24 protein-coding genes are annotated in these 26,266 nt (G+C 70.5%); 10 read left to right on the forward strand and 14 right to left on the reverse strand.

What is annotated here, in order from left to right; translation table 11 throughout:
- Nucleotides 1-36: 36 nt before the first annotated feature.
- From ABIE67_RS16045 to ABIE67_RS16065, 5 genes are all read right to left on the reverse strand, one after another.
- Nucleotides 37-1,008 (reverse strand): SCO2521 family protein, encoded by a 972-nt coding sequence (locus ABIE67_RS16045; RefSeq protein ID WP_370257670.1) that lies wholly within the window; start codon nucleotides 1,006-1,008, stop codon nucleotides 37-39.
- Nucleotide 1,009: 1 nt separating this feature from the next.
- Entirely contained in the window at nucleotides 1,010-1,990 is a 981-nt protein-coding gene (locus tag ABIE67_RS16050) for an SCO2522 family protein (protein WP_370257672.1), read from the reverse strand.
- Nucleotides 1,987-2,904, reverse strand: coding sequence for an SCO2523 family variant P-loop protein (locus ABIE67_RS16055; RefSeq protein WP_370257674.1), 918 nt, complete (start codon nucleotides 2,902-2,904; stop codon nucleotides 1,987-1,989). Before ABIE67_RS16055 ends, ABIE67_RS16050 begins: the two co-directional genes overlap by 4 nt.
- Before the next feature lie 3 nt (nucleotides 2,905-2,907).
- Complete coding sequence (locus tag ABIE67_RS16060) at nucleotides 2,908-4,758, reverse strand: SCO2524 family protein (RefSeq protein WP_370257676.1); 1,851 nt, start codon at nucleotides 4,756-4,758, stop codon at nucleotides 2,908-2,910.
- Between the two features lie 124 nt (nucleotides 4,759-4,882).
- The gene (locus ABIE67_RS16065) at nucleotides 4,883-5,629 is read right to left on the reverse strand and encodes an SCO2525 family SAM-dependent methyltransferase (RefSeq protein WP_370257678.1); all 747 of its coding nucleotides are present in this window, start codon (nucleotides 5,627-5,629) and stop codon (nucleotides 4,883-4,885) included.
- 225 nt (nucleotides 5,630-5,854) lie between these two features.
- Here ABIE67_RS16065 and ABIE67_RS16070 point away from each other — a divergent pair, with 225 nt between their 5' ends.
- Both ABIE67_RS16070 and ABIE67_RS16075 read left to right on the forward strand, forming a co-directional pair.
- Nucleotides 5,855-6,388: an N-acetyltransferase family protein gene (locus ABIE67_RS16070; RefSeq protein ID WP_370257680.1), complete on the forward strand. Its 534-nt coding sequence runs from the start codon at nucleotides 5,855-5,857 to the stop codon at nucleotides 6,386-6,388.
- A gap of 82 nt (nucleotides 6,389-6,470) precedes the next feature.
- The gene (locus tag ABIE67_RS16075; RefSeq protein ID WP_370257684.1) at nucleotides 6,471-7,952 is read left to right on the forward strand and encodes an alpha/beta hydrolase; all 1,482 of its coding nucleotides are present in this window, start codon (nucleotides 6,471-6,473) and stop codon (nucleotides 7,950-7,952) included.
- A 235-nt stretch (nucleotides 7,953-8,187) separates the two neighbouring features.
- On the opposite strand, the gene ABIE67_RS16080 is transcribed toward ABIE67_RS16075, so the two are convergent.
- On the reverse strand, nucleotides 8,188-8,625 hold the full coding sequence (locus tag ABIE67_RS16080) for a VOC family protein (RefSeq protein ID WP_370257686.1): 438 nt from the start codon (nucleotides 8,623-8,625) through the stop codon (nucleotides 8,188-8,190).
- Between the two features lie 12 nt (nucleotides 8,626-8,637).
- On the reverse strand, nucleotides 8,638-9,813 hold the full coding sequence (locus ABIE67_RS16085; RefSeq protein ID WP_370268648.1) for an abortive phage infection protein: 1,176 nt from the start codon (nucleotides 9,811-9,813) through the stop codon (nucleotides 8,638-8,640).
- 399 nt (nucleotides 9,814-10,212) lie between these two features.
- Here ABIE67_RS16085 and ABIE67_RS16090 point away from each other — a divergent pair, with 399 nt between their 5' ends.
- Both ABIE67_RS16090 and ABIE67_RS16095 read left to right on the forward strand, forming a co-directional pair.
- On the forward strand, nucleotides 10,213-10,737 hold the full coding sequence (locus ABIE67_RS16090; RefSeq protein ID WP_370257688.1) for a SigE family RNA polymerase sigma factor: 525 nt from the start codon (nucleotides 10,213-10,215) through the stop codon (nucleotides 10,735-10,737).
- A complete protein-coding gene (locus ABIE67_RS16095) occupies nucleotides 10,734-11,657 on the forward strand; it encodes a hypothetical protein (RefSeq protein ID WP_370257692.1) in 924 nt (307 codons plus the stop codon). Before ABIE67_RS16090 ends, ABIE67_RS16095 begins: the two co-directional genes overlap by 4 nt.
- 63 nt (nucleotides 11,658-11,720) lie before the next feature.
- Here ABIE67_RS16095 and ABIE67_RS16100 read toward each other — a convergent pair whose 3' ends face one another.
- The 5 genes from ABIE67_RS16100 to ABIE67_RS16120 all read right to left on the reverse strand — a co-directional run bounded on the left by ABIE67_RS16100 (nucleotide 11,721) and on the right by ABIE67_RS16120 (nucleotide 16,590).
- A complete protein-coding gene (locus ABIE67_RS16100) occupies nucleotides 11,721-12,185 on the reverse strand; it encodes a helix-turn-helix transcriptional regulator (protein WP_370257694.1) in 465 nt (154 codons plus the stop codon).
- Between the two features lie 122 nt (nucleotides 12,186-12,307).
- The gene (locus ABIE67_RS16105; RefSeq protein ID WP_370257696.1) at nucleotides 12,308-14,671 is read right to left on the reverse strand and encodes an ATP-binding cassette domain-containing protein; all 2,364 of its coding nucleotides are present in this window, start codon (nucleotides 14,669-14,671) and stop codon (nucleotides 12,308-12,310) included.
- A gap of 64 nt (nucleotides 14,672-14,735) precedes the next feature.
- A complete protein-coding gene (locus ABIE67_RS16110) occupies nucleotides 14,736-15,146 on the reverse strand; it encodes a VOC family protein (RefSeq protein WP_370257697.1) in 411 nt (136 codons plus the stop codon).
- 102 nt (nucleotides 15,147-15,248) lie between these two features.
- Nucleotides 15,249-15,755, reverse strand: coding sequence for a GNAT family N-acetyltransferase (locus tag ABIE67_RS16115; RefSeq protein ID WP_370257699.1), 507 nt, complete (start codon nucleotides 15,753-15,755; stop codon nucleotides 15,249-15,251).
- A 100-nt stretch (nucleotides 15,756-15,855) separates the two neighbouring features.
- Entirely contained in the window at nucleotides 15,856-16,590 is a 735-nt protein-coding gene (locus tag ABIE67_RS16120) for a FadR/GntR family transcriptional regulator (protein WP_370257701.1), read from the reverse strand.
- Between the two features lie 258 nt (nucleotides 16,591-16,848).
- Between ABIE67_RS16120 and ABIE67_RS16125 the strand changes: the two genes are divergently transcribed.
- The 5 genes from ABIE67_RS16125 to ABIE67_RS16145 are packed head-to-tail and all read left to right on the forward strand — an operon-like array spanning nucleotide 16,849 to nucleotide 23,438.
- Nucleotides 16,849-18,477 (forward strand): ABC transporter substrate-binding protein, encoded by a 1,629-nt coding sequence (locus tag ABIE67_RS16125; protein WP_370257702.1) that lies wholly within the window; start codon nucleotides 16,849-16,851, stop codon nucleotides 18,475-18,477.
- A gap of 17 nt (nucleotides 18,478-18,494) precedes the next feature.
- Nucleotides 18,495-19,454 carry an ABC transporter permease gene (locus ABIE67_RS16130; RefSeq protein WP_370257704.1) on the forward strand — a complete coding sequence of 320 codons (960 nt, stop codon included), beginning with the start codon at nucleotides 18,495-18,497 and terminating at the stop codon, nucleotides 19,452-19,454.
- Nucleotides 19,451-21,439 carry a dipeptide/oligopeptide/nickel ABC transporter permease/ATP-binding protein gene (locus tag ABIE67_RS16135; RefSeq protein WP_370257706.1) on the forward strand — a complete coding sequence of 663 codons (1,989 nt, stop codon included), beginning with the start codon at nucleotides 19,451-19,453 and terminating at the stop codon, nucleotides 21,437-21,439. Before ABIE67_RS16130 ends, ABIE67_RS16135 begins: the two co-directional genes overlap by 4 nt.
- The gene (locus tag ABIE67_RS16140; protein ID WP_370257708.1) at nucleotides 21,436-22,455 is read left to right on the forward strand and encodes an oligopeptide/dipeptide ABC transporter ATP-binding protein; all 1,020 of its coding nucleotides are present in this window, start codon (nucleotides 21,436-21,438) and stop codon (nucleotides 22,453-22,455) included. The genes ABIE67_RS16135 and ABIE67_RS16140 overlap by 4 nt, the downstream gene beginning before the upstream one ends.
- Nucleotides 22,455-23,438 carry a dihydrodipicolinate synthase family protein gene (locus ABIE67_RS16145; RefSeq protein ID WP_370257710.1) on the forward strand — a complete coding sequence of 328 codons (984 nt, stop codon included), beginning with the start codon at nucleotides 22,455-22,457 and terminating at the stop codon, nucleotides 23,436-23,438. Before ABIE67_RS16140 ends, ABIE67_RS16145 begins: the two co-directional genes overlap by 1 nt.
- A gap of 64 nt (nucleotides 23,439-23,502) precedes the next feature.
- Here the strand turns inward: ABIE67_RS16145 and ABIE67_RS16150 are convergent, their stop codons facing one another.
- A complete protein-coding gene (locus ABIE67_RS16150) occupies nucleotides 23,503-23,898 on the reverse strand; it encodes a hypothetical protein (RefSeq protein WP_370257712.1) in 396 nt (131 codons plus the stop codon).
- A gap of 244 nt (nucleotides 23,899-24,142) precedes the next feature.
- Here ABIE67_RS16150 and ABIE67_RS16155 point away from each other — a divergent pair, with 244 nt between their 5' ends.
- Nucleotides 24,143-25,069: a helix-turn-helix domain-containing protein gene (locus ABIE67_RS16155; protein WP_370257713.1), complete on the forward strand. Its 927-nt coding sequence runs from the start codon at nucleotides 24,143-24,145 to the stop codon at nucleotides 25,067-25,069.
- Here ABIE67_RS16155 and ABIE67_RS16160 read toward each other — a convergent pair.
- Complete coding sequence (locus tag ABIE67_RS16160) at nucleotides 25,050-26,264, reverse strand: exo-alpha-sialidase (RefSeq protein WP_370257715.1); 1,215 nt, start codon at nucleotides 26,262-26,264, stop codon at nucleotides 25,050-25,052. The two genes, ABIE67_RS16155 and ABIE67_RS16160, sit on opposite strands and share 20 nt — an antisense overlap.
- Between the last annotated feature and the right edge of the window lie 2 nt (nucleotides 26,265-26,266).

Here is a 26,266-nt window from a genome sequence, read left to right on the forward strand (position 1 = left end):
CTTCCCCCGTCGGGTAATTGGTCCCGGGCCCGTCCCTCAACTCGTGCTGAGCGCCTGGTGCGGCATCGCCACGGCCTGGAGGGCCAGTCGATCTCTGATGCGCCGGCTCAGGTTCTCCCACTGTCGGGAGAACCCCGGTTTCTCTTCCAGTACGTCCCACAGGTGGGCCAGCGCGGGGTCCACATGTGCGCGCGGCATCCACAGATGCAGCAGGTGAACCACGACCGGATGGAGCACCTCGACCACCGAAGGTCCGTCTATGGCACTGATCCGGTTGTTGTCCAGCATGTGCTGAACGGTCGTCAAAAGCCAGTCGTGCAGGGCGAGATCCTCGCACAGACCCGCTGCCGAAGCGGCCGGGACGTCCTCCGGCAGCCGTAGCTCCATGGTCCGCAGCCCGCCCTCGGCCACCGTGAAGTTCGCCAGCGACGCCCGCTCCCCCGCCGGGGTCCGTCGCGCCACCCAACGCAGCCGTGTCGGACTGGACTTGAACGGCACCCTGCGGTCGAGCAGCGCATGGCGGCGGAGCTGGGCCAGCAGGCCCTCGGAGATCATCCCGAGGTCGAGCTCGCCACGCCCCGCTCCACGCAACACGCCTTCGGCGGTGGCCTGTTGGGGCAGTTTGCCGAAGGGTTCCACCAGGCCGGGGCGTACGAGGTACTGGCCCCAGGGGCGCCGCATGTCGGGCCCGGCGGCCGGGAGGCTGAAGTACGCCGTCGACTGCAGCAGACGGCCCTCGGTCAGGGCCGCACGGACGGCGACCGTACCCACGCCCCTGACCTTCGTGCCGTTGGAGGCGGGCAGTCGGCAGTCCACCCCGGTCAGCACCTCGGGGGAAAGGGCGTACATGCTGGGCCGTTCGGAGACCCGGACGTGTTCGTCGGCGCGCAGCCTGAGCAGCTGGGCGGCGGCGCGGGCGTCCAGGGCCTGGACGGACGGCAGCAGACAGGTGCGCACCTCACCGCAGGCGAGGACCGAACGCGCCGGTTGGCCGGGGGCCGCCGTCATCTCAGGTCTCCTCGGCCGCGGAGGAGTCGCCGGGCTCCTCGTAGAAGACGTAGGTGGCGCGCTGGGCGACCGCCACGGGCACCGGCATCCCCTCGTCGGCGGACCGCTTGGCGACCTGCTGGAGTGCCCCGGCGTCGACGTCCGTCTGGTCGAGGATGAGCCGTACGGCGTCCTCGACGGCGAGGAAGCGGTTCGGCATGAGGGTGCAGGTGCGGTAGGCGCTGAAGGCCGCGTTGGTGTCGGTGAGCTTGGTCAGCGGTGGCAGCCGGTCCCAGTCGTGCGGGAAGTCCTCGCCCTCCCAGGCCTTCGGGACCAGTACCGGCTCGCCCAGGTGCCGTAACAGGCCGAGGCGGGCCAGTTGCCATACGGCCGCCAGGAACGGGCACGACCACAGGCGCTTGCCGTCCTTCTCCGACCACAGCTCCACGTCCATGAAGACCGAGTGGTTGCGGGCCGCGGTCTCCTGGGGCGGCTCCCAGCCCTTGACCGCGCCCAGGGCGCTGCGGGACGCCGAGGGCGTGCGCTGGCCGTTGGCGAGCCAGCCGCTCTGGCTGACGGGCGGGCGGGAGCCGTAGCTGCCCGGGGGCGGCGACTCCACGAGGCGGTGCATGACCGATTCCGCGAGTTCCACGCGGTCGGCGACCGCGCAGCTCGACTCGCGGGCCAGGTAGTCGATGACGAGGCCGGCCTTCTCGGCCTCCTTGAGGACCATCGGGATCAGTTCGGCCGGGGTGGAGAAGCGGGTGAAGTAGTCGTCGATGAGGAAGCAGGTGCTGATGCGGGGGCGCTTGCTGCGGCGGGCCGCCGAGGCGCGGACCGCGTCCGCCCAGACCCGTACCTCGGCGAAGTGCTCGCCCAGCCGCTTGGGGCCCGCCTCGAAGTCCTCCATGTAGAGGTGGCCCAGCTCCAGGGAGAGGTGGGACAGCGGCACGGACTTGGTGACGGGCTCGGCGGTCGTCTCCCGGAAGGCGGTCTCGGTCATGCCTCCTCCCAGTACTTGTCGTCGGTCAGCCGTACGGCGAGCTGGCTCAGCGCCTGCCAGGTCGCCTCGTTGGCGATCTGGCTGTCGAGCACGTCCTCGTCGGTGATGAGCTGCTCACGCCACTGCAGGACCGGTTCGAGCGGCACCGAGCCGAGGACCTGGCTGTAGCCGATGCCGTGGGTGGAGGCGAGCTGCTTGAGGTCGCCGTCGGTCTTGCGCATCCACGCCGACTGGGTGGGCGAGACCTGGGACCAGAGCGGGGACTCGGGGTCGGGTACGGCGGCCCGGACGAAGCGGATGGCATTGCGGAGTGCCGCTTCGCCGTGGCCTCGGTCGACGCCTCCGGCGAGGATGCCGCGCTTGCCGAAGACCAGGCTCGCGGCGGCGGCCACATGCTGGCGGGTCCAGCGGTGGAAGACCAGCCAGCGGGCCGTGACCTCGCGCATCTCGGGCTGTGCGGTGGCCTCCAGGGCCATGTCGACGGCGTAGGAGCGGCCGGCACTGAGGTCGACGACGACCAGGTCGAACTCGTAGTACAGCGTCATCAGCAGGTCGACGCAGCGGCGCAGGTTGTCGTCGCTGGTGGCGAACTCGCCGCCGCTGACGTCGCCGGGCATCAGCACCAGCCGGCCGCAGCCGGGCGGCGGGAAGCGCAGCACCTGGTGCTCGGTGTCGGCCCAGACGTCGATCCGGGCGGGTTCGCTGACCTCGCCTGTGAGGTAGGCGTGCAGGCCGCGGTCCTCGGTGGCCTGGCGGGCGTCGGCCACGTCGAAGACGGCCGCCGCGGTGGGCGAGCCGAAGTCGAAGTCGAGGTAGCAGACGTCGTCCCCGGCCAGCGCCCGGTGGTAGGCGAGGTTGGCGCTGGTCACGGAGCGGCCCGTGCCTCCCTTGTCGGAGGCGGCGAAGATCAGCACGGTTCACACTCCCCGGTCCGCGGCCTCGCGGGCGCGGGCGAGCGAGTCGAGCTGTCCCAGCACGTCGAGGGTCAACGCGTAGGCCGTTCCCGGCTGTTCGTCCACGAGGCTGCGGGCGCGGCGCAACTTGACCTCGATGTTCCTCAGTTCCATCCCGTGCCGGCCGGAGTCGGTGGGCGCGGGTTCCATCTGTTCGTTGCCCAGGAGGTGGGCGGACTCACTGAGCAACGCCCTTGCCAGCTCGGTGAGTTCGAGACTGCGGATCGGGGGCTGCCGGTACATCTCGTGGGCCTGGACCATCACCTCGGTCACCCGCTCGGTGATGCTCCACGACACCGGCACGCGCCGCTTGTGGATCTCCGCCTGGGGATAGGCGTGGTGGACGCTGTCCCACAGGCCGACGCCCTCGCCGTCCCGGATGCGGCGCCGCCACATGTGGTCGAAGATGTCCTCGGCGAGCCTGAGCAGCCGGTCGTGCGAGGCGAGGTTGCGGGACAGGGTGCACAGCTGGACGGTCCGCTTCAGCAGCTGCGCCGAGAAGTCGGTCATGGACCACGTCATGGGCGGGCCGATCCGCTCGCTGCCCTGCAGCGGCAGGGCGACGCCCACGTTGTGCAGCTCGTGGACGACGGGGTCGTCGCGGACCATCCGGCTGGTGATGCGGCCGCGCTCGGCGAGACGCTCCATGATGCTGACGGTGCGGGTCAGGTCGTCGTCGGTGGCGCGGCGCCGCATCAGGTCGTGCACGAGGATGGCGGCGACGGAGAGGGAGAAGTACTCGGACTCCAGCTTCTGTCCCGTCGTACGCCAGGGAATGTCCTCCAGGGGCCAGCGGTCGTCGTCGAAGCGGGCGATGCGGGACCAGTACTGCTGGGTCAGCTCCCACCGCAGCCGGAGCGCCTCGGCGAGCTTCTGCTGCTCGGTGTTGAGCAGGCCGAGGGTGAGGGTGCGGTCGGAGAACAGGTCCTGGATACCGTCGAGGGCCACCACGGTGAAGTACAGGTACGGCACCGCGTTGGCCACCCCCTGGGGCTGCGGACCGATGGGTTCGTCGGTCTCGACCTCGGGAGCGTCCTTCACCATGCTCCACGCCCAGCCGCACTCGAAGAGCTGGTTCTCGTCCTTGAGGCCTTCCTGGACGTCGATGCCGAGGAAGACGCTCTCGTTGATCGCCGCGCGCAGTGAACGGAACCGGTTCTGGAACTTGCTCAGCACCTGCCGCTGCGACAGCCGTCCCTGGCCGAGGAGTTCGCAGAGGGTACGGCCCTGGGAGGCGTCGACGTCGAAGACGTTGACGGTGAAGGAGCGCAGCAGGCTCACCATGGCGGCGGTGAGCCGGTTGCTGGTGGCCTGGCGCAGGTCGGAGATCGTCTCCTTGATGTCGCTGCGCCGGGTCCTGGTCTCGTAGACCTTGAGGAAGCCGAGTGTGGCGAGGCACAGGGTGATCGACATGGAGAACGAGTCGACCACGCCGAGTTGGCGCTGTTCCTCGGTGACTTCCCTGGTCTTGTCGGCGGACCCGAAGTAGTAACCGCCCGCGAACGTGGGCCTCTTGTCGTCGCCGGTGTGCGCCCGCATGAAGTCGGCGGCGGCCGTGACGAGGTTGGCCGGGACCTCCAGCCGGCCGCCGGCTCTCTTGAGGACCTGCTGGACGTCCTCCTGTGTGGTGTCCGGGTCGTCCAGCCGGAAGGCGGGGATCTCCGTGGCCGGGTACAGCAGGCAGAGCAGCCGCTCGGCGTCGGCCACACTGCTCTCTCCGCCCCACTCGCCCCACTCCCACTCTCCCCCGTCGAAAGAGTGGCGGGCCACCGCCTGCCAGATGTCCAGCAGATGCTGGCGTGGCTTGATCTGCATCCCATGCCCCTCACACAGGCCGCACTGCCATCACTTGAGGAATATCGCTGTGCTGTTGTGAAGACTCACCGTGAAGACTTGCCGTGAAGACTCGCTGTGAATAGTCACCGTTCGGCCGAACCGTTCAGCCGATCGGAATGAGCGCATCCGAATTCCGCCAGCCGCAGGCGACGATCATTCCCGAATATCCGTCGCGCACCTCGGCTGCGGATTCGAGTCGCTGCACCTTGAAGTCACCCGCGAATGCCTCAAGGCTCGCGCGCACCTCGGATTCTCCCACGTCACACGCCGGGAAGAAATGCTCGCCCGCGTGATATCCCTTCGAATGTTCCATGAAGGCCGCCGCGAAGGGGGCCCCGGGGGCCAGCGCGCGCATGAAGCGCTCGACGCCGAGCGAGAACTCCTGGTGGGACGTGGTCATCGACTCGGCGACGAAGAACATCGTCCCCATGGACCACTGGCGCTTGTACCGCGCCAGGTGGAAGAGGTCGCCCTGCTCGACCGAGACGACCTTGCGGAATCTGTCACGCGGGTCCGCGCCAAGGGAGTCGTACGCCTCGTACTCGCGCAGGACGTCCCAGAACTGGTCCCAGTTCCGGTCGTAGAAGTCGACCTGGCGGGTGAGGTACCTGACGTTCGCGGGCGAGCGCTCGAAGAGGGTGATCTCGTCGCACCACGGCATCATCGCGAGTGCGGGATAGAGATTGGCACCGGCGCCCACGTCGATACCGGAAACGGGGCCCATGCCCTGCTTCTGGAAATGATCACTGAAATGATCCCGGATCATGTGCAGGATCTCCGCGTCCTCTGCCTGTAAGTCGCGGTAGTTGTGATCAACGTAGGCGATCGGGTCGAACGCCGCCCAGCGCACATCCTTGTTCTTCAACTGGACGTCCCCCGACGATCTCTGGGTCATTCACTCACGGTACCAAAAGAAGGCGCACTGGGAGCGCGTCGAGGCAAAGGCATCTCGCACTCTTGAACCGCGGAATCGCCCTGCTCAAGATGGGCTGATCTCGAACCGAGCACCCAAAACGCCAGGCAACGGGTGCTCACCCGCACGAGTGACTCCAATCCATCACATAGGGGGCAGTTGATGGCTATGCCGGAGGAACGTTTCCCTGCGCTGGGTCGCCGCTCTGAACAGGCGCTCTTCGCCGACAGCAGCGACCGGCCGCTGACGATGAGGGGCGTCACCGAGGCGGACCTGCCCGAACTCCTCCGTGTGGACGAGGAGGTCTTCCCCGAGGACCCGTATCCCTACTTCGTACTGCGTCAGCATCTCGACGTCCACGGGGACCGCATCCTCGTTCTGGACGACGGCGAGTGCCTGCACGGCTACGTCCTCTTCGTCACCACCTCGGACGGCTATGTGACGTGGGTGCTGAGCCTGGCCGTGAGCGCCGACCAGCGGGGCCGGGGGCTGGGCAAGCGGCTGATGCTGGAGGTGCTGCGGCAACTGCGCAGGGAGCGGGTGCACGAGGTGCGGCTGACGGTCGAGCCGACGAACGCGGCGGCGATCATGCTGTACCGGACGCTGGGGTTCGCCGCCGAGGGCGGGGTGCGCAGGGACTATCTGGGGCCCGGGGAGGACCGGCTCATCATGCGACTGGCGTTGGGCCAGGGGTAGCGGGCGACGGGGGTAAACCCCAGGTCCCATACGGGAGTTACCGGGATGTGACGCTCCGTCAATCTCGGTCAGGCTGCTGTCCATGAAGCAGATCACGAAGAGTGCCGCCCTGATCGCCGCCGCCTCCGGAGTCGTCTTCGGGCTCGTCACCCCGCTCACCGCGTCCGCCACCGGCACGCCCGCGCCGCTGAAGTGGGACAAGTGCGAGGGTGAGGGGGTCGATCCGCGCCAGCGGTGCGCGACCGTCTCCGTGCCGATGGACTACGCCGACCCGGGCGGCGAGCGGATCGACATCGCCGTCTCCCGCATCCCCAGCGAGAAGCCCTCCGCCCGCCGCGGGGCCCTGCTGCTGATCGCGGGCGGTCCCGGCGGGGACAGTCTCAACGACCCCTCGAGCAAGGGGCAGAAGCTGCCGCAGGAGGTACGGGACGCCTACGACCTCATCGGGTTCGCGCCCCGGGGCAACGCCCCCTCGACGTCGCTGAGCTGCGAGGTAGGTCATGAGGACCTCGCGCGCACCGCTCTGCGCCCCTGGCCGGCCCCGGACGGCTCCGTCACCGGGAACATGGCCACCGCCCGGCGTATCTCGGAGGCCTGTGCGCGCAACGGCGGTGAGCTGCTCCAGCACATCAGCACCAAGAACAACGCCCGCGACATCGACCGCGTCCGGGCCGCGCTCGGCGAGCGCAAGCTGTCCGCCTGGGGCGTCTCGTACGGCACCTATGTCGGCGTCGCCTACAGCGAGCTGTTCCCGCACCGCACCGACCGCGTCGTGCTGGACAGCAACGACCACGCCGACCCGGTGCTGGCGGAGCGGGCCTGGCTCCAGGCGTTCGAGGTGGGCGTCGAGGACAACTTCCCCGAGTTCGCCAAGTGGGCGTCGAAGCCCGGCAACCCGGACCGGGTCGCCGACACGGCGGCCGAGGTGCGCCCGCTCTTCCTCCGCCTCGCCGCCCGCCTGGACCGCGAGCCGATCCCCTGGCCCGGTGCCAACCCGGCGGAGCTGAACGGCAACGTCCTGCGCCAGACCATGCTGGACAGCTTCTACGACCCCGACGACTACCCGGCCCTGGCCAAGCTGATGCTGGCCGCGCGGAAGGGCACGGTGCCGCCCGCGCCGCCGGCCCCGCCGGAGTCGCTGGTGCAGAACTACACGGCGGTCGGCGCCGGCACCATCTGCAACGACGGCGCCTGGCCGAAGTCGGCCGCCGTGTACGAGAAGGGCGTCGCCGAGAGCCGGGCGAAATACCCCCTGACCGCCGGCATGCCGAGGAACGCCATGCTGTGCGCCGCCTGGCCGTGGCAGCCGAAGGAGCCCCCGGTCCGGGTGAGCGACCGCGGCCCGTCGAACATCCTGCTCGTCCAGAACGAACGGGACGTGGCCACCCCCCTGAGCGGCGCCCTGAAGCTGCGCGAGACCCTCGGCAGGCGGGCCGTCATGGTCACCGTGAACGCCACCGGGCACGACTCCTACCTGGACAACGGCAACGCGTGCGGGGACGCGGCCGTCTCCCGCTTCCTGTCGACGGGACAGCGACCGGCCGAGGACCTCTACTGCGAGTAGCGGCACCGTCCGGCGCGCCGCCCTGCCGGGGCGCCGTAAGAGACCCCGCGCGGGGATGGGACGGCAGGCGACCGCGCGACGCGGCCGCCTGCCGGTTCCTGGCCGCCGCGGGACGCCCGGGCCGGGACACGCGCCGCGATCAGGTGCACCGGGCGCGGCAATCCGGTAGGCGTTCCGAGGGAGACCGGGTCCGGACGCCGGCCTCGCCACCCCACTCAGCGGCGCCTTGCCCCAGTCAGCGCTCGGCGAGCGGCGTCGGGGACTCCTGGACCGTCCAGCCGTTGCCGTCGGGGTCGTGGAAGAAGACGAAGGAGTTCCAGGGCTCCTCGCCCCGGCCCTCCGACCAGCCGGTCTCGGCCATGTGCTGGACCGGGGTCACCTCGACCCCGCGTCCCAGCAGCTCCGTCCGCGCCGCGTCGACGTCCGTGACGCAGAGCTGGAGGCCCCGTAGGGAGCCAGGGGGCATCCGGGGACCGGCCGGTGAGGCCGGGAGGCCGGGCTCCAGCACGATGGAGCAGCGGGAGCCGGGCGGGGTGAGCTGGACGAAGCGGCCGACGCCTCCGAAGAAGGGTGCGTCGATGTCGGCGCGGAATCCGCACTGGTCCCGGTAGAAGGCCTTGGCCCGGTCCAGGTCGGTGACCGGGACGGCGATCAGCTCCAGGGTCCAGTCCATACGCGCACCTCCTCAGCCATGGTCTCCCCGCACGGCCGCCCGTGCCCGTCGGCCGTAGCGGCGGGCCACCGCGTGGAAGGCCTCCTTCGGCTCCCAGTGCCAGCCGGAGGCCGGGTCGTCGGGGCGGTCCTTGATGGCCTTGGTGATGCTGTAGCTCGCCAGGTCGAGGTCGTGGCGCGGGTTGTCGGGGCGGTGCGGGGCGTCCGCGGTGACGAACTCGAAGGCCATCGCCGCGTACAGGCCCATCGACTCGAAGACGTCCAGCAGATCGCCCAGGTAGGCGGCCTGGGTGCGCTCACTGCGCACCACGTGGCCCTTGATCTCGTTCGGCTCCTTCGTGTAGTCGACGATGTTCCAGCCCATGCCGCCCGCCTCGGGGGCGCCGACGTACGCGCACGTGCCGAACTCGGTGATCGCCAGGGGCTTGCCCCGGCGCAGATAGCGCCTCAACTCCCGTAGGTACTCGGCGTGTTGAGGGAAGTGCGAGTAGTAGTCGATGCCGATGACGTCGAAGAGGTTCCAGTCGACCGGCTCGAACGCCTCGTCCTGTGCGGCGGCGTAGCTGAGGCGGCCGTGGAAGACGGAGCGGCCGGTCGCCGCCGCCTTCGCGGTGAAGCGGGCGAGGCGGCGCTGCATCCTCGCCATGTCGACCGTGCCCTTCTGGAGGTTGTCGACCCGGTCCAGGACCGTCTCCCCGGGCACGATTCCCGGCACGAACAGCCAGAACTCGCAGCCCACGCTCAAGTCGACGCTCGCCCCCTGCCGCCGCAGCCGCTCCGCGAACCGGCCGCACTCGGCGATGCTGTCCAGGATCTCCCGCTCGGGCACGTCCCCGAGAGTCGGCTGGAGCCAGACGTGCAGCCCGCGCTCGGCGGCCTCGGCGGCCGTGGCGGTGAGGCGTTCGACGCCGTCGCCGGTGACGTCGAGGGTGTCGGCGTGCAGGTCGTCGCGGATGATCCGGACGTCCTCACGCATCCGGGCGGCGCTCCACGCGGTGCCGGGCGTCTCGCCCGCGCCGACGGTGTAGACGACGCCCCTGTGCCTCAGGCCTTTGCGCCCGGTACCGGCGCGCTCCGGCTCTGGTCCGGTCGCCGCGGCCGGCCCCGCGGGCAGCACCGCCCCCGCCATCCCGACGGCCGCCGCCCCCGCGAGAAACCCTGCCCTGCTGATGCCCTCGGTCTTCCCCATACGGTCCATACGGCCACTGTGGCGAGCGCGGGCCCGCGCCGCCGTCGGCCGATGGTCTACGGTGCCGCGACCAAGGAATGACAGGCGGCGTCGATCACTGAAGAGATCGTCACCACCCGTCAGCCGAAATCCGAACGATGGGCATCGCCTGGACGCACACACCGCCACCCCCGCTTCGGCCCTCCGGGCCTCGTCCTCAAAACGCCGGACGGGCTGAAAGATCCAGCCCCTCCGGCGTTTGAGGAGCGGGGCCCGGGGCGGAGCCCCAGAAGGATGGGACGGGTAGGGGCGGCGGGGGCGAATTCCGGTCGGGCCAAGCGCCCGGAGTGCAACACGTCGCTCCGGTCGGGCAACCGATTCCCTCGCATCGGCGGTCTGGAGGGCGAGGGAGGGTGCTTGATGCAGGCCGAACAAGAGGCCCAGTTCCAGGAATTCGTCAGGGCGCGGTGGTCCCACCTGGTCCGGACCGCGTTTCTCCTCACGGGCGACGCGCACCACGCCGAGGACCTGACGCAGACGGCGCTGGCGAAGGCGTACCGCTCCTGGCGGCGCGTGTCGCGGGCCGACCATCCGGAGGCGTACGTCCGGCGGATGCTGGTCAGTTGCAACAGCGACCGGTTCCGCAAACGGCGGGTCGCCGAGTCGCTGACGCCCGCACCGCCGGAGGTGCCGGGGCGCGACCGGGGTTTCGCCGACGTGGACGAGCGCGGTGCGCTGCTCGACGCCCTGGCCCAACTGCCGCCCAGACAGCGGGCGGTGGTCGTGATGCGCTATTGGGAGGACCTGTCCGAGTCGGAGGTCGCCGAGGTGCTCGGCTGCTCCACGGGCACCGTCAAGAGCCAGGCGTCCAAGGGGCTGGCGAAGTTGCGTGCGTATCCGGGCCTGGCCCGGATGACGTCGTCCGTGCAGGGAGGCAGCAGGTGAACGACGACGAGCGGCGACGGGGAGCCGAGAGCGAGCCGGACTTCGAGGAGCGGTTGCGGGATCTGCTCGCCGAGACCGCGCACACCTTCCGGCCGCCCTCCGCGCCCTGTCCGACGATCCGGCGCCGGGGCGTGCTGGAGCGGCGGCGCCGGGTGGCCGCGGCGGGGGCGGTGCTGGTGACGTTGGCGGCGATGCCGGTCGGGGCGTATGCGCTGGGGGGTGGCCGTACGGGGGCGGACACGGCTGCGGCGCCGGCGCCGTCGGTCAGTGCCGGGCGGGGCGCCTCGCCGACGCCGAGCGGGCCCGCGCGGCCCGACACGGCGGGGCAACTGCTGGACGGGATCACCTTCGCGCAGGCGGCGGACGGGCTGGAGAGCTGCCTGGACTACCAGCGGTCGGGAGGCATGCCGGGCGACACGGACCCGGGCACGCCGGGCGACTACCGGATCCTGCTGGCGATGAACAGCACCGGCGACTCCAACGCGCCCGGCGACGGCATGTACGTCGTGGCACTGCGTGAGAAGCCGGAGCGGACCCATCTGATCTGCAACGTGAAGAACGGCGAGACCCAGGGCGTCACCGGCTTCGGCGACGACGCCGGGGTCCTTCCGGACGAGGGCCCGGTGTTCGTCGACCCCAACAGCGGCAAGCTGTTCCAGCAGTCGTTCCTGAACCGAGGCAACTGGAAGCTTCCGTTCCGCTGGGCTGTGATCGGCACGGTCACCCGGTCGGTGGCCAAGGTGACGGTCTCCTACGGCGACTCCAGCGCCGAAGCGGCCCTCGACGACGGCCGGTTCGTGGCGTCCGGCGTACTGAACCGGCAGGTCACCCTGGCACCGCACCTCAAGGGCTACGACGCCGACGGCAAGCTGATCTACGACTCCGACGACGACAAGTACTACCAGCGGGCCCTGCCGTAGGGCCGAAGGTAGCGACGGGCCGGGGCGCCGCACGGGGGTCGCCGCCCCGGCCCGTCACCGCGTCTACGGCTCGCTGACCGGTACCGCTCCGTTGACCGCGGCGGCCAGGCTGAACGGCGCCTCCCGGTTCCGCAGCGGCCTGGTCACCTGCTTCGCCACGCACGAGGGGATACCGGCCGCCGCGTCCGTCTCCTGGCGGCGGTAGGCGCTCGGCGACATGCCGACCAGCTCCGTGAAGCGCGTGCTGAAGGTGCCCAGCGACGAGCAGCCGACCTCGAAACACACCTCGGTGACGCTGAGGTCGCCGCGGCGCAGCAGCGCCATCGCGCGCTCGATGCGGCGCGTCATCAGATAGCCGTACGGCGACTCGCCGTAGGCCGCCTTGAACTCACGGCTGAGGTGCCCGGCCGACATGTGCACGCCCCGCGCGAGGGCCTCGACGTCCAGCGGCTGCGCGTACTCCCGGTCCATCCGGTCGCGGACGCGGCGCAGCGCGACGAGGGTGCGCAGACGCTGTTCCTCCGGCATCGGGTGGCTTGTTCGCACACCCGTATCTTCCCGGCTCGCCTCCCGCCTCGTCCACTCCCGCGTCTGACGGGAGCGGGACGAGAGGAGGGCCATCACCGGTGTCGAGGTGAGACACATCGCGGTCAGCCGCCGACGTAGGCCGCGAGGTGCTCACCGGTGAGGGTGGAGCGCTCGGCGACGAGATCGGCGGGGGTGCCCTCGAAGACGATCCGGCCGCCGTCGTGGCCGGCGCCGGGACCGAGGTCGATGATCCAGTCGGCGTGCGCCATGACGGCCTGGTGGTGCTCGATGACGATGACCGACTTGCCGGAGTCGACGAGCCGGTCCAGCAGGCCGAGCAGTTGCTCGACATCGGCGAGGTGGAGGCCGGTGGTCGGCTCGTCGAGGACGTAGACGCCGCCCTTGTCGCCCATGTGCGTGGCCAGTTTCAGCCGCTGCCGCTCGCCGCCGGACAGGGTGGTCAGCGGCTGGCCGAGGGTGAGGTAGCCGAGGCCGACGTCCGCCATCCGCTCCAGGATCCTGTGGGCCGCCGGGGTGCGGGCCTCACCGGCGCGGAAGAACTCCTCGGCCTCGGTCACCGACATCGCGAGCACCTCGCTGATGTCCCGGCCGCCGAAGCGGTACTCCAGCACCGACGCCTCGAACCGCCTGCCCTCGCACTCCTCGCAGGTGGTGGCGACGCTCTGCATGATCGCCAGGTCGGTGTAGATGACACCGGCGCCGTTGCAGGTGGGGCAGGCGCCCTCGGAGTTGGCGCTGAACAGCGCCGGCTTCACGCCGTTGGCCTTGGCGAAGGCCTTGCGGATCGGGTCGGCCAGTCCGGTGTACGTCGCCGGGTTGCTGCGCCGGGAGCCGCGGATCGGCGTCTGGTCGACCGAGACCACGCCCTCCTCGGCGGGGATCGAGCCGTGCACCAGGGAGCTCTTGCCGGAGCCGGCGACCCCGGTGACGACGGTGAGCACGCCGAGCGGGATGTCGACGTCGACGTCCTGGAGGTTGTTCGCCGTGGCGCCGCGGATCGCGAGCGTGCCGGTGGCCTTGCGGACGGTCTCCTTCAGCGCGGCCCGGTCACCGAGATGACGCCCGGTGACGGTGTCGCTCCCCCGCAGCCCCTCCAAGGTGCCCTCGAAGCAGACGGTGCCGCCCGCCGAGCCGGCGCCGGGACCGAGGTCCACGACATGGTCGGCGATGGCGATCGTCTCCGGCTTGTGCTCCACCACCAGCACGGTGTTGCCCTTGTCGCGCAGGCGCAGGAGCAGGTTGTTCATCCGCTGGATGTCGTGCGGGTGCAGCCCGATGGTGGGCTCGTCGAAGACGTACGTCACATCCGTGAGCGACGACCCGAGGTGGCGGATCATCTTGGTGCGCTGCGCCTCGCCTCCGGAGAGCGTGCCGGAGGCCCGGTCGAGCGACAGATATCCGAGCCCGATCTCCACGAACGAGTCGAGGGTGTGCTGCAGCTTGGCGAGCAGCGGCGCCACCGCCGGCGCCTTGAGCTTGCGTGCCCACTCCGCCAGGTCGCGGATCTCCATCGAGCAGGCGTCGGCGATGCTGATCTTGCCGATCTTCGAGGAGCGGGCGAGCTCGCTGAGCCGGGTGCCGTCGCAGTCGGGGCACCGGGCGAAGGTGACCGCACGGTCCACGAAGGCCCGGATGTGCGGCTGCATCGACTCGCGGTCCTTGGAGAGGAAGCTCTTCTGGAGCTTCGGGATCAGCCCCTCGTAGGTGAGGTTGACGCCATTGATCTTGACCTTGGTCGGCTCGCGGTAGAGGAAGTCGTGCCGCTCCTTCTTGCTGTACTCACGGATCGGCTTCTCCTTGTCGAAGAACCCCGACTCGGCGATGACCCGCACGACCCACCCGTCCCCGGTGTAGGTGGGAATGGTGAACGGATCCTCGGAGAGCGACTTCGAGTCGTCGAAGAGCTGGGTGAGGTCGATGTCGGAGACCGTCCCCCGGCCCTCGCAGTGCGTGCACATGCCGCCGGTGCGGCTGAAGCTGACCTTCTCCGTCTTGGTCTTGTCGGCGCCCCGGTCGACCGTGAATCCGCCGCTCGCCGAGACCGAGGCGACATTGAACGAGTACGCGCCGGGCGGGCCGATGTGCGGTTCGCCGAGCCGGCTGAAGAGGATGCGCAGCATCGCGTTGGCGTCGGTGGCCGTGCCGACGGTGGAGCGCGGGTCCGATCCCATCCGCTGCTGGTCGACGGTGATCGCGGTGGTCAGCCCGTCGAGTACGTCGACCTCGGGGCGCGCGAGGTTCGGCATGAACCCTTGCAGGAAGGCGCTGTAGGTCTCGTTGATCAGCCGTTGCGACTCGGCGGCGATCGTGTCGAAGACGAGCGAGCTCTTGCCCGACCCGGATACCCCGGTGAACACCGTCAGCCGGCGCTTCGGGATCTCGATGCTGACGTCCTTGAGGTTGTTCTCGCGAGCGCCGTGAACCCGGATCAGGTCGTGGCTGTCGGCGACGTGCGGCGCGGTCATCGTGTGGTCTCCATCTACAGCTCGGTCGGGAACGTCGCCGGTGAGGGCGCGGGGCGGGGTGGGCTCAGCCCCGGGCCTGGATACGGATCAGGTTGCCCGCGGGGTCGCGGAAGGCGCAGTCGCGGATGCCGTACGGCTGGTCGGTCGGCTCCTGGACGACCTCGGCGCCGCTCGCCTGCACCTTCTCGAAGGTGTCGTCGACGTCGGCGGTGGCCAGCAGGATCCAGCCGTAGGTGCCCTTGGCCATCATCTCGGCGATGGTGCGGCGTTCGTCCTCGGTGATGCCGGGGTCGGCGGCTGGGGGCGCGAGGAGGATGGACGTGGCGGGCTGGCCGGCGGGGCCGACCGTGATCCAGCGCATCCTGCCCTGGCCGACGTCGGTACGGACCTCGAAGCCGAGGGCGTCGCGGTAGAAGGCCAGGGAGGCCTCCGGGTCGTCGTGCGGAAGAAAGCTGGCGTGAATCGAGATGTCCATGCCCGTCACGCTAGCCGTGGCAGGGGGGCGCCGCTTCTCGATTCCTGACCTGTACCGGGACCAGCCTTTTCCTTCGCTCCCTGAGGAGGCTCGGAGACCAGCTCAAGCTGAGCGGCGAGGCTCGGTCCGCCCTTCGACGAGGTGCTGTTCCATCGCCGTGAGATCCCAGTTCATCAGGATGCTCATCGGGGACATTCCCAGGCTCTCGTAGAGGCGTCTGTTCTCGGTGTCCTCCCCCAGCAGGTTGATACGCAGCCCCTTCGCTCCGTTTGTCAGAGCCGACGCAGCACATGCGCGCATGACGGACTTTCCGTACCCGCGGCCGCGGTGGGCGGCATCGACCTCCATGTTCAGGATCATGGCGTATCGATTGTCGGCGGAACCCCTCAGGGCATACCACAGCCGACCTATCGGGGATGCTTCGCCGTCCGCCGTGATCATGTAGAGGTGGTTGTCCGGTGTTTCAAGGCCCTGGGGGAGAAGCCGGCTGAACTCGTTGTGAGCACGCAGCTGTGCCTCGTCCAAGGAAGTCACGCCTGCCGCGGCGGTTCGGGAGGCGTAGTCCGCCACGACGTAGGGGACGTAGGCGTCGAAGTCCTCCCGGGTCATGAGGGCCAGGGCCACCGACGATTCTGCGCGGGTCATCATCGTGTTCCACATGGCGAAAGTGGGGCACATTCTTTTACACCACTTGGTGAACGTTTCCCCCTCAACCCACCCCACCCGGCCCCCGCCCCGCCCGCGCAGCGATCCCCCGGAAATGGACGGCCATGGCCCTCTGCGCACCCTCGATGTCGCCCGCGCGCAGGGCGGTCACGATGTCCCGGTGCCAACGGGCGGTGAGGTCGGGGGACGGGTCGTCGGTCCGGCCCCGGGCGCCGGAGACCCGCCGGAAGACAGTCCAGAACGCGGCGAGCAGCTGCGGCACCAGGTCGTTGCCGAGCGACGCGTACAGCAGCTCATGGAACTCCCGGTCCAGGTCGGGAAAGGCCCGCCCCGCCCGCCCCGCCGCCTCCATCCGGGACACGACCGCATCCAGCCGGTCCAGCTCCTCCTCGGTCACCGTCGCCGCCACCCGCCGGATCAGCCCCTCCTCCAGTACCTCCCGCACCTGAAGGATCTCGGCCAGCGCCCCCGAGTCGTCGTGGTCGTGCCGGGCGAGCGTGCGGAAGGTCAGCCCGTCGATCAGCGGCGTCAGCGAGGCCTGGCCGACATACGTGCCGTAGCCGTGCCGGATCTCCACGATGTCGAGCGCCTGGAGGGCCTTGAGCGCCTCGCGGACGGAGTTGCGGCTGACGCCGAGGTCGTCCATGAGCTCGGCCTCGGTGGGCAGGAGGGCGCCGGCCCGGAGCCTGCGGTCGATGATCAGCTGCATGACCTGGCGCTGGATCCGGCTGTTCCTGGACTCCTCGGACGTACGACTGTTCCTGGGCTGCCCGGGCATGCGGCGCATCGTACGCACACCTGGACGTCCCACGTCCCATGTCTGCGGGACGAGGGTCTGACAGGGGGTCAACTCGCGCCATTTCACAGCGCCATTGGTCCGACCTGTGGCAGATGCGCCATTCGTGTGAGCTCCCTTGACCACCCCCACCACCCCACCTATGGTCGCGCTGACCGGGAGGACGTAGGACGTCGTATCTCCTCCCCGGACCACAGCACGAACCCATCGCCGGAGCACACACCATCCGCTGGAGGACCCGTGCGCGACGTGACCCACGACGTGCCGGCGCTGCACCGCCGGTCGTTCCTGAAGCACACCGGCGCGCTGGGCGCGGCCGCCGCCGTCTCCGCGTCGCTGTCGGCCTGTTCGTCGGGGCCGGAGTCCACGAACGAGACCGGCGGGGGCGGTGGCCAGGACCGGACGCTGACGGCGGTCATCGGCTACGGCAACGACGGCAGCTGGGACCCCACCCAGACGGCGTCCGCCTTCTGCATGGCCGCCAACAACCACATCTACGAGGGTCTCCTCGACACCGACCCGATCTCCCGGGAGCCGTACGCCGCGCTCGCCACCCAGGTGCCGGCCGACCCGAACGCCACGTCCTGGACGTTCACCCTGCGCGCGGGCGCCAAGTTCCACGACGGGAAGCCGGTCACGGCCGACGACGTGGTCTTCGTCTTCGACCGGATCCTCGACCCGAAGACGCAGACCCTCGCCAAGGGGTTCTTCGCGAGCTGGCTGAAGGAAGTGCGGAAGATCGACGCGCAGAACGTCGAGCTGGTGCTCAAGTTCCCCTTCCCGGACGGGATTTCGCGGCTCACCCTCGCCAAGATCATGCCCAAGCACGTCTTCTCCCAGCCGGGTGCCTGGGAGGAGGCCATCAAGGGCAAGGCGATCGGCTCGGGGCCGTACCGGCAGACCGCGCACCACCCGAAGTCCAACACCACCTTCGAGGCCTTCGCCGACTACAACGGCCCGCGCAAGCCCGCGTTCAAGAAGATGAACTGGCTGACGATCGTGGACGCGGCGCCGCGCGTGGCCAGGATCTCGGGCTCCAGTGCCGGTGCGCAGATCTCCGACAACATCCCGTACGCCAATATCCAGCAGTTGGAGAGCGGCGGGCTCACGGTCGCGGGCGGCGCGGGGATGAACAACCTGTTCCTGATGTTCAACACCCGGCACAAGCCCTTCGACGACGTACGGGTCCGCCAGGCGCTGCACTACGCCATCGACACCGGGAAGATGATCGAGGTCGCCCTCAAGGGGCACGGGAAGCCGTCCAGCTCCTTCCTCAACGGGGCCAACCCCAGCTACCGGCGCGCGAAGACCGTCTACGACCACGACCCCGACAAGGCGAAGGCACTGCTGAAGGAAGCCGGGGTCAGCGGCCTGGAGATCGAGATCCTGGCCGTCAACGTGAGCTGGATCGTGGACTGTCTGCCGACCATCAAGGCGTCCTGGGACGCGATCGGCGTCAGGACGACCCTCTCCCCGCAGGAGACGACGGCCGTCTTCACCAAGATGGACCAGAAGCAGGACTACCAGGTGGTCGCCGCCGCCTCGAACCCCAACCAGTTCGGCCTCGACGCCGACCTGATCATGCACTACAACTACGGCCCCGAGAACCTGTGGATGCAGTACACGCGGTGGGCCGGCAACTCCGTCGCCAAGGCGCTCTTCAAGGACATGGACCGGGCCACCCAGGAGCCGGACACCGAGAAGAAGAAGACGATGATCCAGGACTACATCGACGTCGTCGCCGAGCAGGCCGTGCTGTACCCGGTCGTCCACAACGAGCTGATGACGGCCTGGAACGCCAAGCAGCTGACCGGCATAAGGGCACAGCCGTATCCCGGCATCAACCTCCTCCAGGCCAAGTGGTCCTAGGGCCCGGGAGTCCCTGAGTGGTCACCGTCGTCAGGATCCTCGCCCGTCGCGTCGCGCTGCTCGTGCCGCTGATGCTCGGCATCGTGCTGTTCGTGTTCCTGGTCATGCGGTTCTCGGACGTCGACCCGGCGTCCGCGTTCTTCCAGGGCGCCAACCCCACCGCCCAGCAGCTGCACGACTTCCGCGAGGAGAACGGCCTGCTGGATCCCCTCCCCGTCCGCTACGTCGCCTTCATCGGCGACCTGCTCCACGGCGACCTGGGCATCAGCGCCCTGACCCGGGCGCCGGTCGTCGACCAGGTCATGACCGCGCTGCCGCTCACCCTCCAGCTCACCTTCCTGGGCCTGGGCATCGCGGTCGTACTGTCGCTGCTCGGCGGCGTCACGGCGGCCATCTACCGTGACCGTCTGCCCGACCAGATCATCCGGGTCGTGTCCCTGACGGGTGTGGCCGCGCCCGGCTTCTGGCTGGCGCTGCTGATGATCCAGTACCTGGCCGTCGACCTCGGCTGGTTCCCGACCGGCGGCTACATCAACCCGGCGGACTCCCTCACCGGCTGGCTGAAGACCATGACCCTGCCCGCCTTCGCCCTGTCGCTGCCGGTGGCGGCGCAGCTGACGCGGATCGTGCGCACGGCGGTGGTGGAGGAGCTGGACAAGGACTACGTCCGCACGGCGATCGGCAGCGGGCTGCCGCCGCGGGTGGTCGTGGGCCGGAACGTGCTCAGGAACGCCCTCATCAATCCGCTGACCGTCCTCGGCCTGCGCGTCGGCTATCTCCTCGGCGGCGCGGTGGTCATCGAGACGATCTTCTCCCTCCCCGGGATGGGGAAGCTGATGATCGACGCCGTGAAGAACGGTGACCCGGCGGTGGTCCAGGGCGTCGTCCTCACGACGGCGACCGGTTTCGTCGTCGTCAACCTGGTCATCGACATCCTGTATCTGCTGGTCAACCCGCGCCTGCGGGAGGCGACGTGACGTTCAACCGCAAGCGCCTCGCCGAGGCGCTGTCCCGGCCCGGCATCCGGCTGCGCGGCTGGCGCCGGCTGCCGCTGCTGTCGAAGGTCGCCGTCTGCTTCCTGGCGGTCGTGGTTTTGCTGGCCCTGCTCGCCCCGCTCCTCGCCCCGCACGACCCGCTCGACCAGCAGCCCCCCGTCGACGGCACCGGGCACCCGTCCGCCGACCACTGGATGGGCCAGGACAGCCTCGGCCGGGACATCCTCAGCCGGCTGATGTACGGCGCCCGCTGGTCGCTGGCGATCGGGCTCGGCGCGACCGGGCTCGCGCTCCTCGTGGGCGCCCTGCTCGGCGCCGTCGCCGCCACCTCCCGCAAGGCCGTCGACGAGACGCTGATGCGCTGCCTCGACGTGGTGATGGCGTTCCCGGGCATCGCGCTGGCCGCCGTACTCGTCGCGGTCTTCGGCGGCGGCATCACCGTCCTGATCTGCGCGATCGCCTTCCTGTTCACGCCCCCGGTGGCGAGAGTCGTCCGGGCGAACGTGCTCGACCAGTACGGCGAGGACTATGTGACGGCGGAACGGGTCATCGGCGCCCGCACGCCCCACATCGTCATCCGGCACGTGGCGATCAACTGCGCCGCCCCGGTCCTGGTGTTCTGCACCGTGCAGGTGGCGGAGGCGATCGTCTTCGAGGCGTCGCTGTCCTTCATCGGCGCGGGCGTGCGACCGCCGGACCCCTCCTGGGGCAGTGTCATCGCCGACGGCAAGAACATGGTGCTGACCGGCGGCTGGTGGGCGACCGTCTTCCCCGGCCTGCTGATGCTGGTGACGGTGCTCTCGCTGAACATCCTCTCCGAGGGCGTCTCGGACGCGTGGGCGGCGCCCTCGGCGCGCGAGGTCGACGTACGGGACGACAACGACCGGCTGGAGGCGCCGGAGCCGGGCAGCGGGGAGGTGCTGCAGCTGCCGGGCCTGACGGAGGCGGCGGCGCGGCTGCGGGCACGGGCCCGGCCGTTGCCCCAGGGGCAGCTTCCGGTACTCGCCGTCGAGAACCTGGCGATCGGCTTCGAGGGGCGTCATTCCGGCGTGGACATCGTCGACGGCATCAGCTTCGAGGTGCGGCCCGGTGAGGTGCTGGGCCTGGTCGGCGAGTCGGGCTGCGGCAAGTCGCTGACGGCCCTCGCGGTGATGGGCCTGGAGCCGAAGGGCGCCCGGGTGCGCGGCCATGTCCGGTTCAACCAGCGGCAGTTGGTGGGCGAGCCGATGCGGGTGCGCCGCAAGCTGCTGGGCCACGAGATGGCGATGATCTACCAGGACGCCCTGTCGTCCCTGAACCCGGCGATGACGATCCGCGCCCAGCTCAAGCAGGTCGTTCGCCGCGGCGGCCGCCGTACCCCCCACGAGCTCCTGACCATGGTCGGCCTCGACCCCGAACGCACCCTGCGCAGCTACCCGCACGAACTCTCCGGCGGCCAGCGTCAGCGCGTCCTGATCGCCATGGCCCTGTCCCGCGACCCGAAGCTGATCGTCGCCGACGAGCCGACGACCGCGCTGGACGTCACCGTCCAGGCGCAGGTCATAGAGCTGCTGCTGAGGCTGCGGGAGGAGCTGGGCTTCGCCCTGATCCTGGTCTCGCACGACCTCGCGCTGATCGCGGACGTCACCGACCGGGTGGTCGTGATGTACGGCGGACAGATCGTGGAGACCGGCGTGACCGCCGACCTGGTGGAGGCACCGGCACACCACTACACGCGCGGCCTGCTCGGGAGTGTGCTCTCGCTGGAGTCGGCCCAGGAGCGGATGACGCAGATCAAGGGCGTGGTCCCCTCCCCCGCCGACTTCCCGGCGGGCTGCCGCTTCGCGGACCGCTGCCCGCTGGCGAGCGAGGTGTGCCGCACGACGGCACCGGACCTGGTGGGAACACCGGCACACACGGCGGCCTGCCACCACCCGGCGATCCTGCTGGCGCCGACGGATCGCGAGGAGAGCGGGGTCGTGCAGTGAACGCGCTGGTGGAGCTGTCGGACGCGCACGTCGTGCACAGGGCACGCAGCGGCGGGCTGTTCACCCGGGACAAGGTGTACGCCCTGACCGGCGCCGACCTCACCATCGCGCCCGGCGAGACGGTGGGCGTGGTCGGTGAGTCGGGATGCGGCAAGTCGACGCTGGCGAAGGTGCTGGTGGGCGTGCAGCGGCCGACGGCCGGGAGCGTCGCCTTCCGGGGACGGGACCTGTGGGCCATGACCCCGGCCGAGCGCAGGACGGCGGTCGGCGCCGGCACGGGCATGATCTTCCAGGACCCGTCGACGGCCCTGAACCGCCGCCTGCCGGTCCGGCAGATACTGCGGGACCCACTGGACGTGCACGACCGGGGAACGAAGGCCCAACGCGAGGAACGGGTAAGGGAGTTGATGTCCCTGGTCGGCCTGCCCCGCGCCCTCACCGACGCCCTCCCCGGCCAGCTGTCGGGCGGCCAGCGGCAACGTGTCGCGATCGCCCGGGCCTTGGCCCTGGACCCCGACCTGGTGGTGGCGGACGAGCCGACGAGCGCACTGGACGTGTCGGTCCGGGCCCAGATCCTGAACCTCCTGCTGGACCTCAAGGAGCGGCTGGGCCTGGCCCTGGTCTTCGTCTCCCACGACATCCAGACGGTGCGCCGGATGAGCGATCGCGTGATCACGATGTACCTGGGCCGGATCGTCGAGGAGGCCCCGGCGACGGGGGTCACCGACGGCTCCCGCCACCCGTACACCCGCGCCCTGTTCTCCGCGACCCCCGGCCTGCTGGACCCCATCGACCCGATCCCGCTGACCGGCCCGGTGCCGTCGGCGACCCGGCCGCCGAGCGGGTGTCCCTTCCGGACGCGGTGCTGGAAGGCGGACGGGGTGTGCGCGGGGGAGATGCCGGACTTCACGGCCGCGTCGAGCGCGGAGCACCGTTACAGGTGCCACCATCCGGTGGAGGAGGGCGAGGCCACCCGCGACCTCGTACGACAGAGCAACCTTGCCAAGGAGCCTTGATGACCCCCCACCCGTCGCCCACCACCGCCCTTGCAAGGCCGCGCTTCGCGCCTTTTTCATTCCCGCTCACCGGTGTCGTCCCGCCCGTCTGCACGCCCCTGACACCGGACCGCGAGGTGGACGTCCCGTCCCTGCTCAGGCTGATCGACCACCTGGTGGAGGGCGGGGTGCACGGCCTGTTCGTGCTCGGCTCGACGTCGGAGGTGGCGTATCTGACGGACCGGCAGCGGAAGCTGGTCGTCGAGTCGGCGGTGGGGCATGTGGGCGGTCGGCTTCCTGTCCTGGCCGGCGTGATCGACATGACGACCCCGAGGGTCCTGGACCATGTACGGGAGGTCACGGCGGCGGGAGCGGACGCCGTGGTGGCGACCGCCCCCTTCTACGCCCGCACCCACCCCGCCGAGATCGCCCGCCACTACCGCCTGATCGCGGCGGCCTCCCCGGTGCCGGTCATCGCCTACGACCTCCCGGCCGGCGTCCACACCAAACTCCCCGCCGACGTGATCCTCGGCCTCGCCGCCGAGGGCGTCCTGGCGGGGCTGAAGGACTCCAGCGGCGACCTGGCCGCCTTCCGCGAGGTCGTCGTCGGCGCCCGCATCCGTCCCGACATCCGCGACTTCAGCGTGCTGACCGGCTCCGAGCTCATCGTCGACGCGGCGCTCGCGATCGGCGCGGACGGGGCGGTGCCGGGCCTGGCCAACGTCGACCCGCACGGCTACGTCCGCCTCGACCGCCTGTACCGCTCCGGCGACCTGGAGTCGGCCCGGGCCGAACAGGAGCGGCTGTGCGGGCTGTTCGGCATGGTGACGGTCGGGGACCCCGGGCGGATGGGCGGCAGCTCGTCGGCGCTGGGCGCGTTCAAGGCCGCGCTTCATCTGCGCGGGGTCATCGACTGTCCGGCGACGGCGGAGCCTCAGGTGCCGCTGTCGCCGGAGGAGGTGGAGGGCGTGGGGAAGTTCCTCGCGGGGGCCGGGCTGCTCTAGACAGCCCGGCCCCCGCGTCCCCCGGTTTCCCCCGTTCCCCCGTTCCCCCGTCAGTGCCGGTGGATCAGGCGGCCCAGCTGCCGGTGGACTTCGCGTCCGAGCGGAACTCGAAGGCGAACCGGGCGCCGTCCCGCACGTTCGTGGCGATCACGTTCCACTGCCCGGCGCGGGCGAGGGTGTAGTTCGCCTGGCACTCCTGGCGGCCGTTGGTCTCGAAGCAGACCTTCACGTACCGGTTGGTGTTGGGCTTGATGTTGATGTCGGAGCAGGCGCTGGACGTGCTGAACACATCGCCCGCCGGGAGCCAGTACGTACCGGCCGGCTTGAGGTAGCCGTTCGCGCTGCCGTAGCAGGAAGCCGCCGCGAAGTCGCGTGCCTGGGCCGCCGGAGCGAGGCCGATGGCGCCGCCCGCGAGCACGGCCGAGATCGCGGTCGCGGCGATGCGCTGACGCATGGGCATGACGTATCCCCCTGGGATCGGGTCGGGTGGGTGAGTGCTCCGGCCGGGGCAGCACCGAGCCTGCCGGGGCGGGCCGGGCAGGGACAAGGGCCGTCGCTGTCCCGGACAGCCCTCTCGCTGTCCGGCCTGGTCAGCGCCCTGTCCGGGTCCTGTCCGGGGCTTGCCCAGGCCTTGTCGGGACCATGAGGACGGTGGCGGGAAACGGGATTGTGCGGCCGTCCGAGCGGGGCCGACGATGTGCGACATGGAGACCAGGGGGGATGCGGGTCCTCAACATGCGCGTGACACCGACGAGTTCATCGCGGCGATGCGGGGGCTCAAGGAACGGGCGGGGCTGACGTACCGCCAGTTGGAGGAGCGTGCCGCCGAGCACGGCGAGGTGTTGCCGCGCAGCACCCTGGCCGATGTGCTGCACGGCCGGACCCTGCCGCGTCCGGAGCTGCTGGCCGCCTTCGTCCACGCCTGCGGGGACGGCGAGCGGGCGGCGCAGTGGCTGGCGGTCCGGGACGACCTCGCCGCGGGGAAGGTCGCCGACGACAGGGGCGAGAGTCCGAGGCGGGGCGCGCGCCTCGGCGCTCGGGTGCTCGGGGTTCCCGTCCTGCCGGCGTCGGCGGTTCTGGTGGCGGTTCTGGCCGCCGCCGTCTGGGCGCTGGTCTCCTCCCGGGACGACGGCGGCAGGAAGGGCGCCGGGGGCGCGGGCGTCGCCGCGACCGACGCCCGGTCCCCGCTCCCTCAGGGCCGTACGCAGATCCGTCCGGCCCTGACGAACGGCCTTTGCCTGACGGACGGTTACGGCAGCCGGTACGAGTCACTGGTCGCGGTGCAGCGGCCGTGCGACGAGGTCGCGCCCCAGGAGACGACCCTGGTTCCGCTCGGCGGGAACACCTTCCGGATCCGCTGGTACCACCCCGACCACGGCCCCGGCTGTCTGACGGCCCTGGCCGAGGGGCCGGGCGCCGGGCTGCTGGAGCCGTGGGACGACTGCCGACGGACGACCCCGTTCCGGATCGAGCCGGCCGGGCCTGACGGAAGCCGTCGGTACTCGCTGCGGGTCGACGGCCGGGGCTGCGTGGCCATCAGGGACGCCGACCTCTCGGAGGGAGCCGAGGCCGTGGTGGAGCCGTGCCGGCCGAAGGACAGCCAGGTCTTCGTCATCCGGCCGTCGCCGTGACCGCCCCTGGGAGCCCGTCGGCCGGCAGCCTGCGGAACTCGATCGACTCGTACGGCCCCGCCACTCCCGTCTCGTACAGGATCCCGACCGTGCGCCGACCCAGCGGCACCAGGTCGGAGTAGGCCGCTCGCTGCTGGGACAGCGTCAGCGCCTTGGTGAAGGTCGCTCCGCCGTCCGTGCTGCGCCACACGGCCATCGACTGGCGGGCGGTCGGGACGGACGGGCCGGAGAAGATCAACGGGGCCTCCGCGCCGGGGAGTTGGAGGACACTGCCCTCCACCACCGGGACGTCGTTCAGCGTGGCCTGGACGGTGTACGGGCGGTCCAGGGTCTCGCCGCCATCGGTCGAGTGGCTGTCGAGGCGGTTGCCGGCGCTCGTGCCGAGTTGGTCACGGGAGTTGAAGTACAGCCTGCCGTCGGGGAGTTCGGCGGCCGTGGACTCGTTGGCGTTGCTGACCCCGTCGTACGACTCGTCCACGAAGCCCAACTGCCAGGTGCGCCCGCCGTCGTCGCTGTGGATGGCGTGGGCGCCGTAGTACTTGGGCTCCTGGCCGGTGTCGGCGGAGCCGGGCGGCGGGGCCGCCGAGTGGTTCGACGGCACGACCAGCCGCCCCGAGTGCGGCCCCCGCCTCAGCGCGATCGCGTGCCCCGGCCCTGTCGCGTACCACCGCCAGTTCGCCGGCTTCACCGCGCCCGTGATGTCCCGCGGCGCGCTGAACCGGCGCCCGTCGTCCACGCTCCGCTGGACGAACACCCGGCGGCTCTGCTCCGCCGTCGCCTCGCCCCGCATGATCTGCACCTCCGTCACATCACCGCTGTTGTAGGAGGTGACGAGGACGATCGCGCCCGTACGGGGATCCACCACCGGGGACGGGTTGCCGCGCGTGTCCCCGTCCCCGGCGGCGACCACCGTCACCGGACCCCACGTACAGCCGCCGTCGAGGGAGCGTCTGAGGACGACATCGATGTCGCCGGTGTCGCCCGCGCCGTCGTGCCGGCCCTCGGCGAAGGCCAGGACCGTGCCGCGCCGGGTCGTGATCGTCGCCGGGATGCGGTAGGTGTCGTAGTCGCCCTCGCCCGAGACGTACGGGACGGAGGACGTGCAGCCGGGGTCCGCCGAGGCGGTGCCGGTCGTCGTGAGCGGGGTGGTCAGGAGGACCGCGGTGACGAGGACTGTGCGGCTCAGGATGGTCATCG

The sequence above is a fragment of the Streptomyces sp. V4I8 genome (genome assembly GCF_041261225.1).
Lineage (GTDB): Bacteria > Actinomycetota > Actinomycetes > Streptomycetales > Streptomycetaceae > Streptomyces.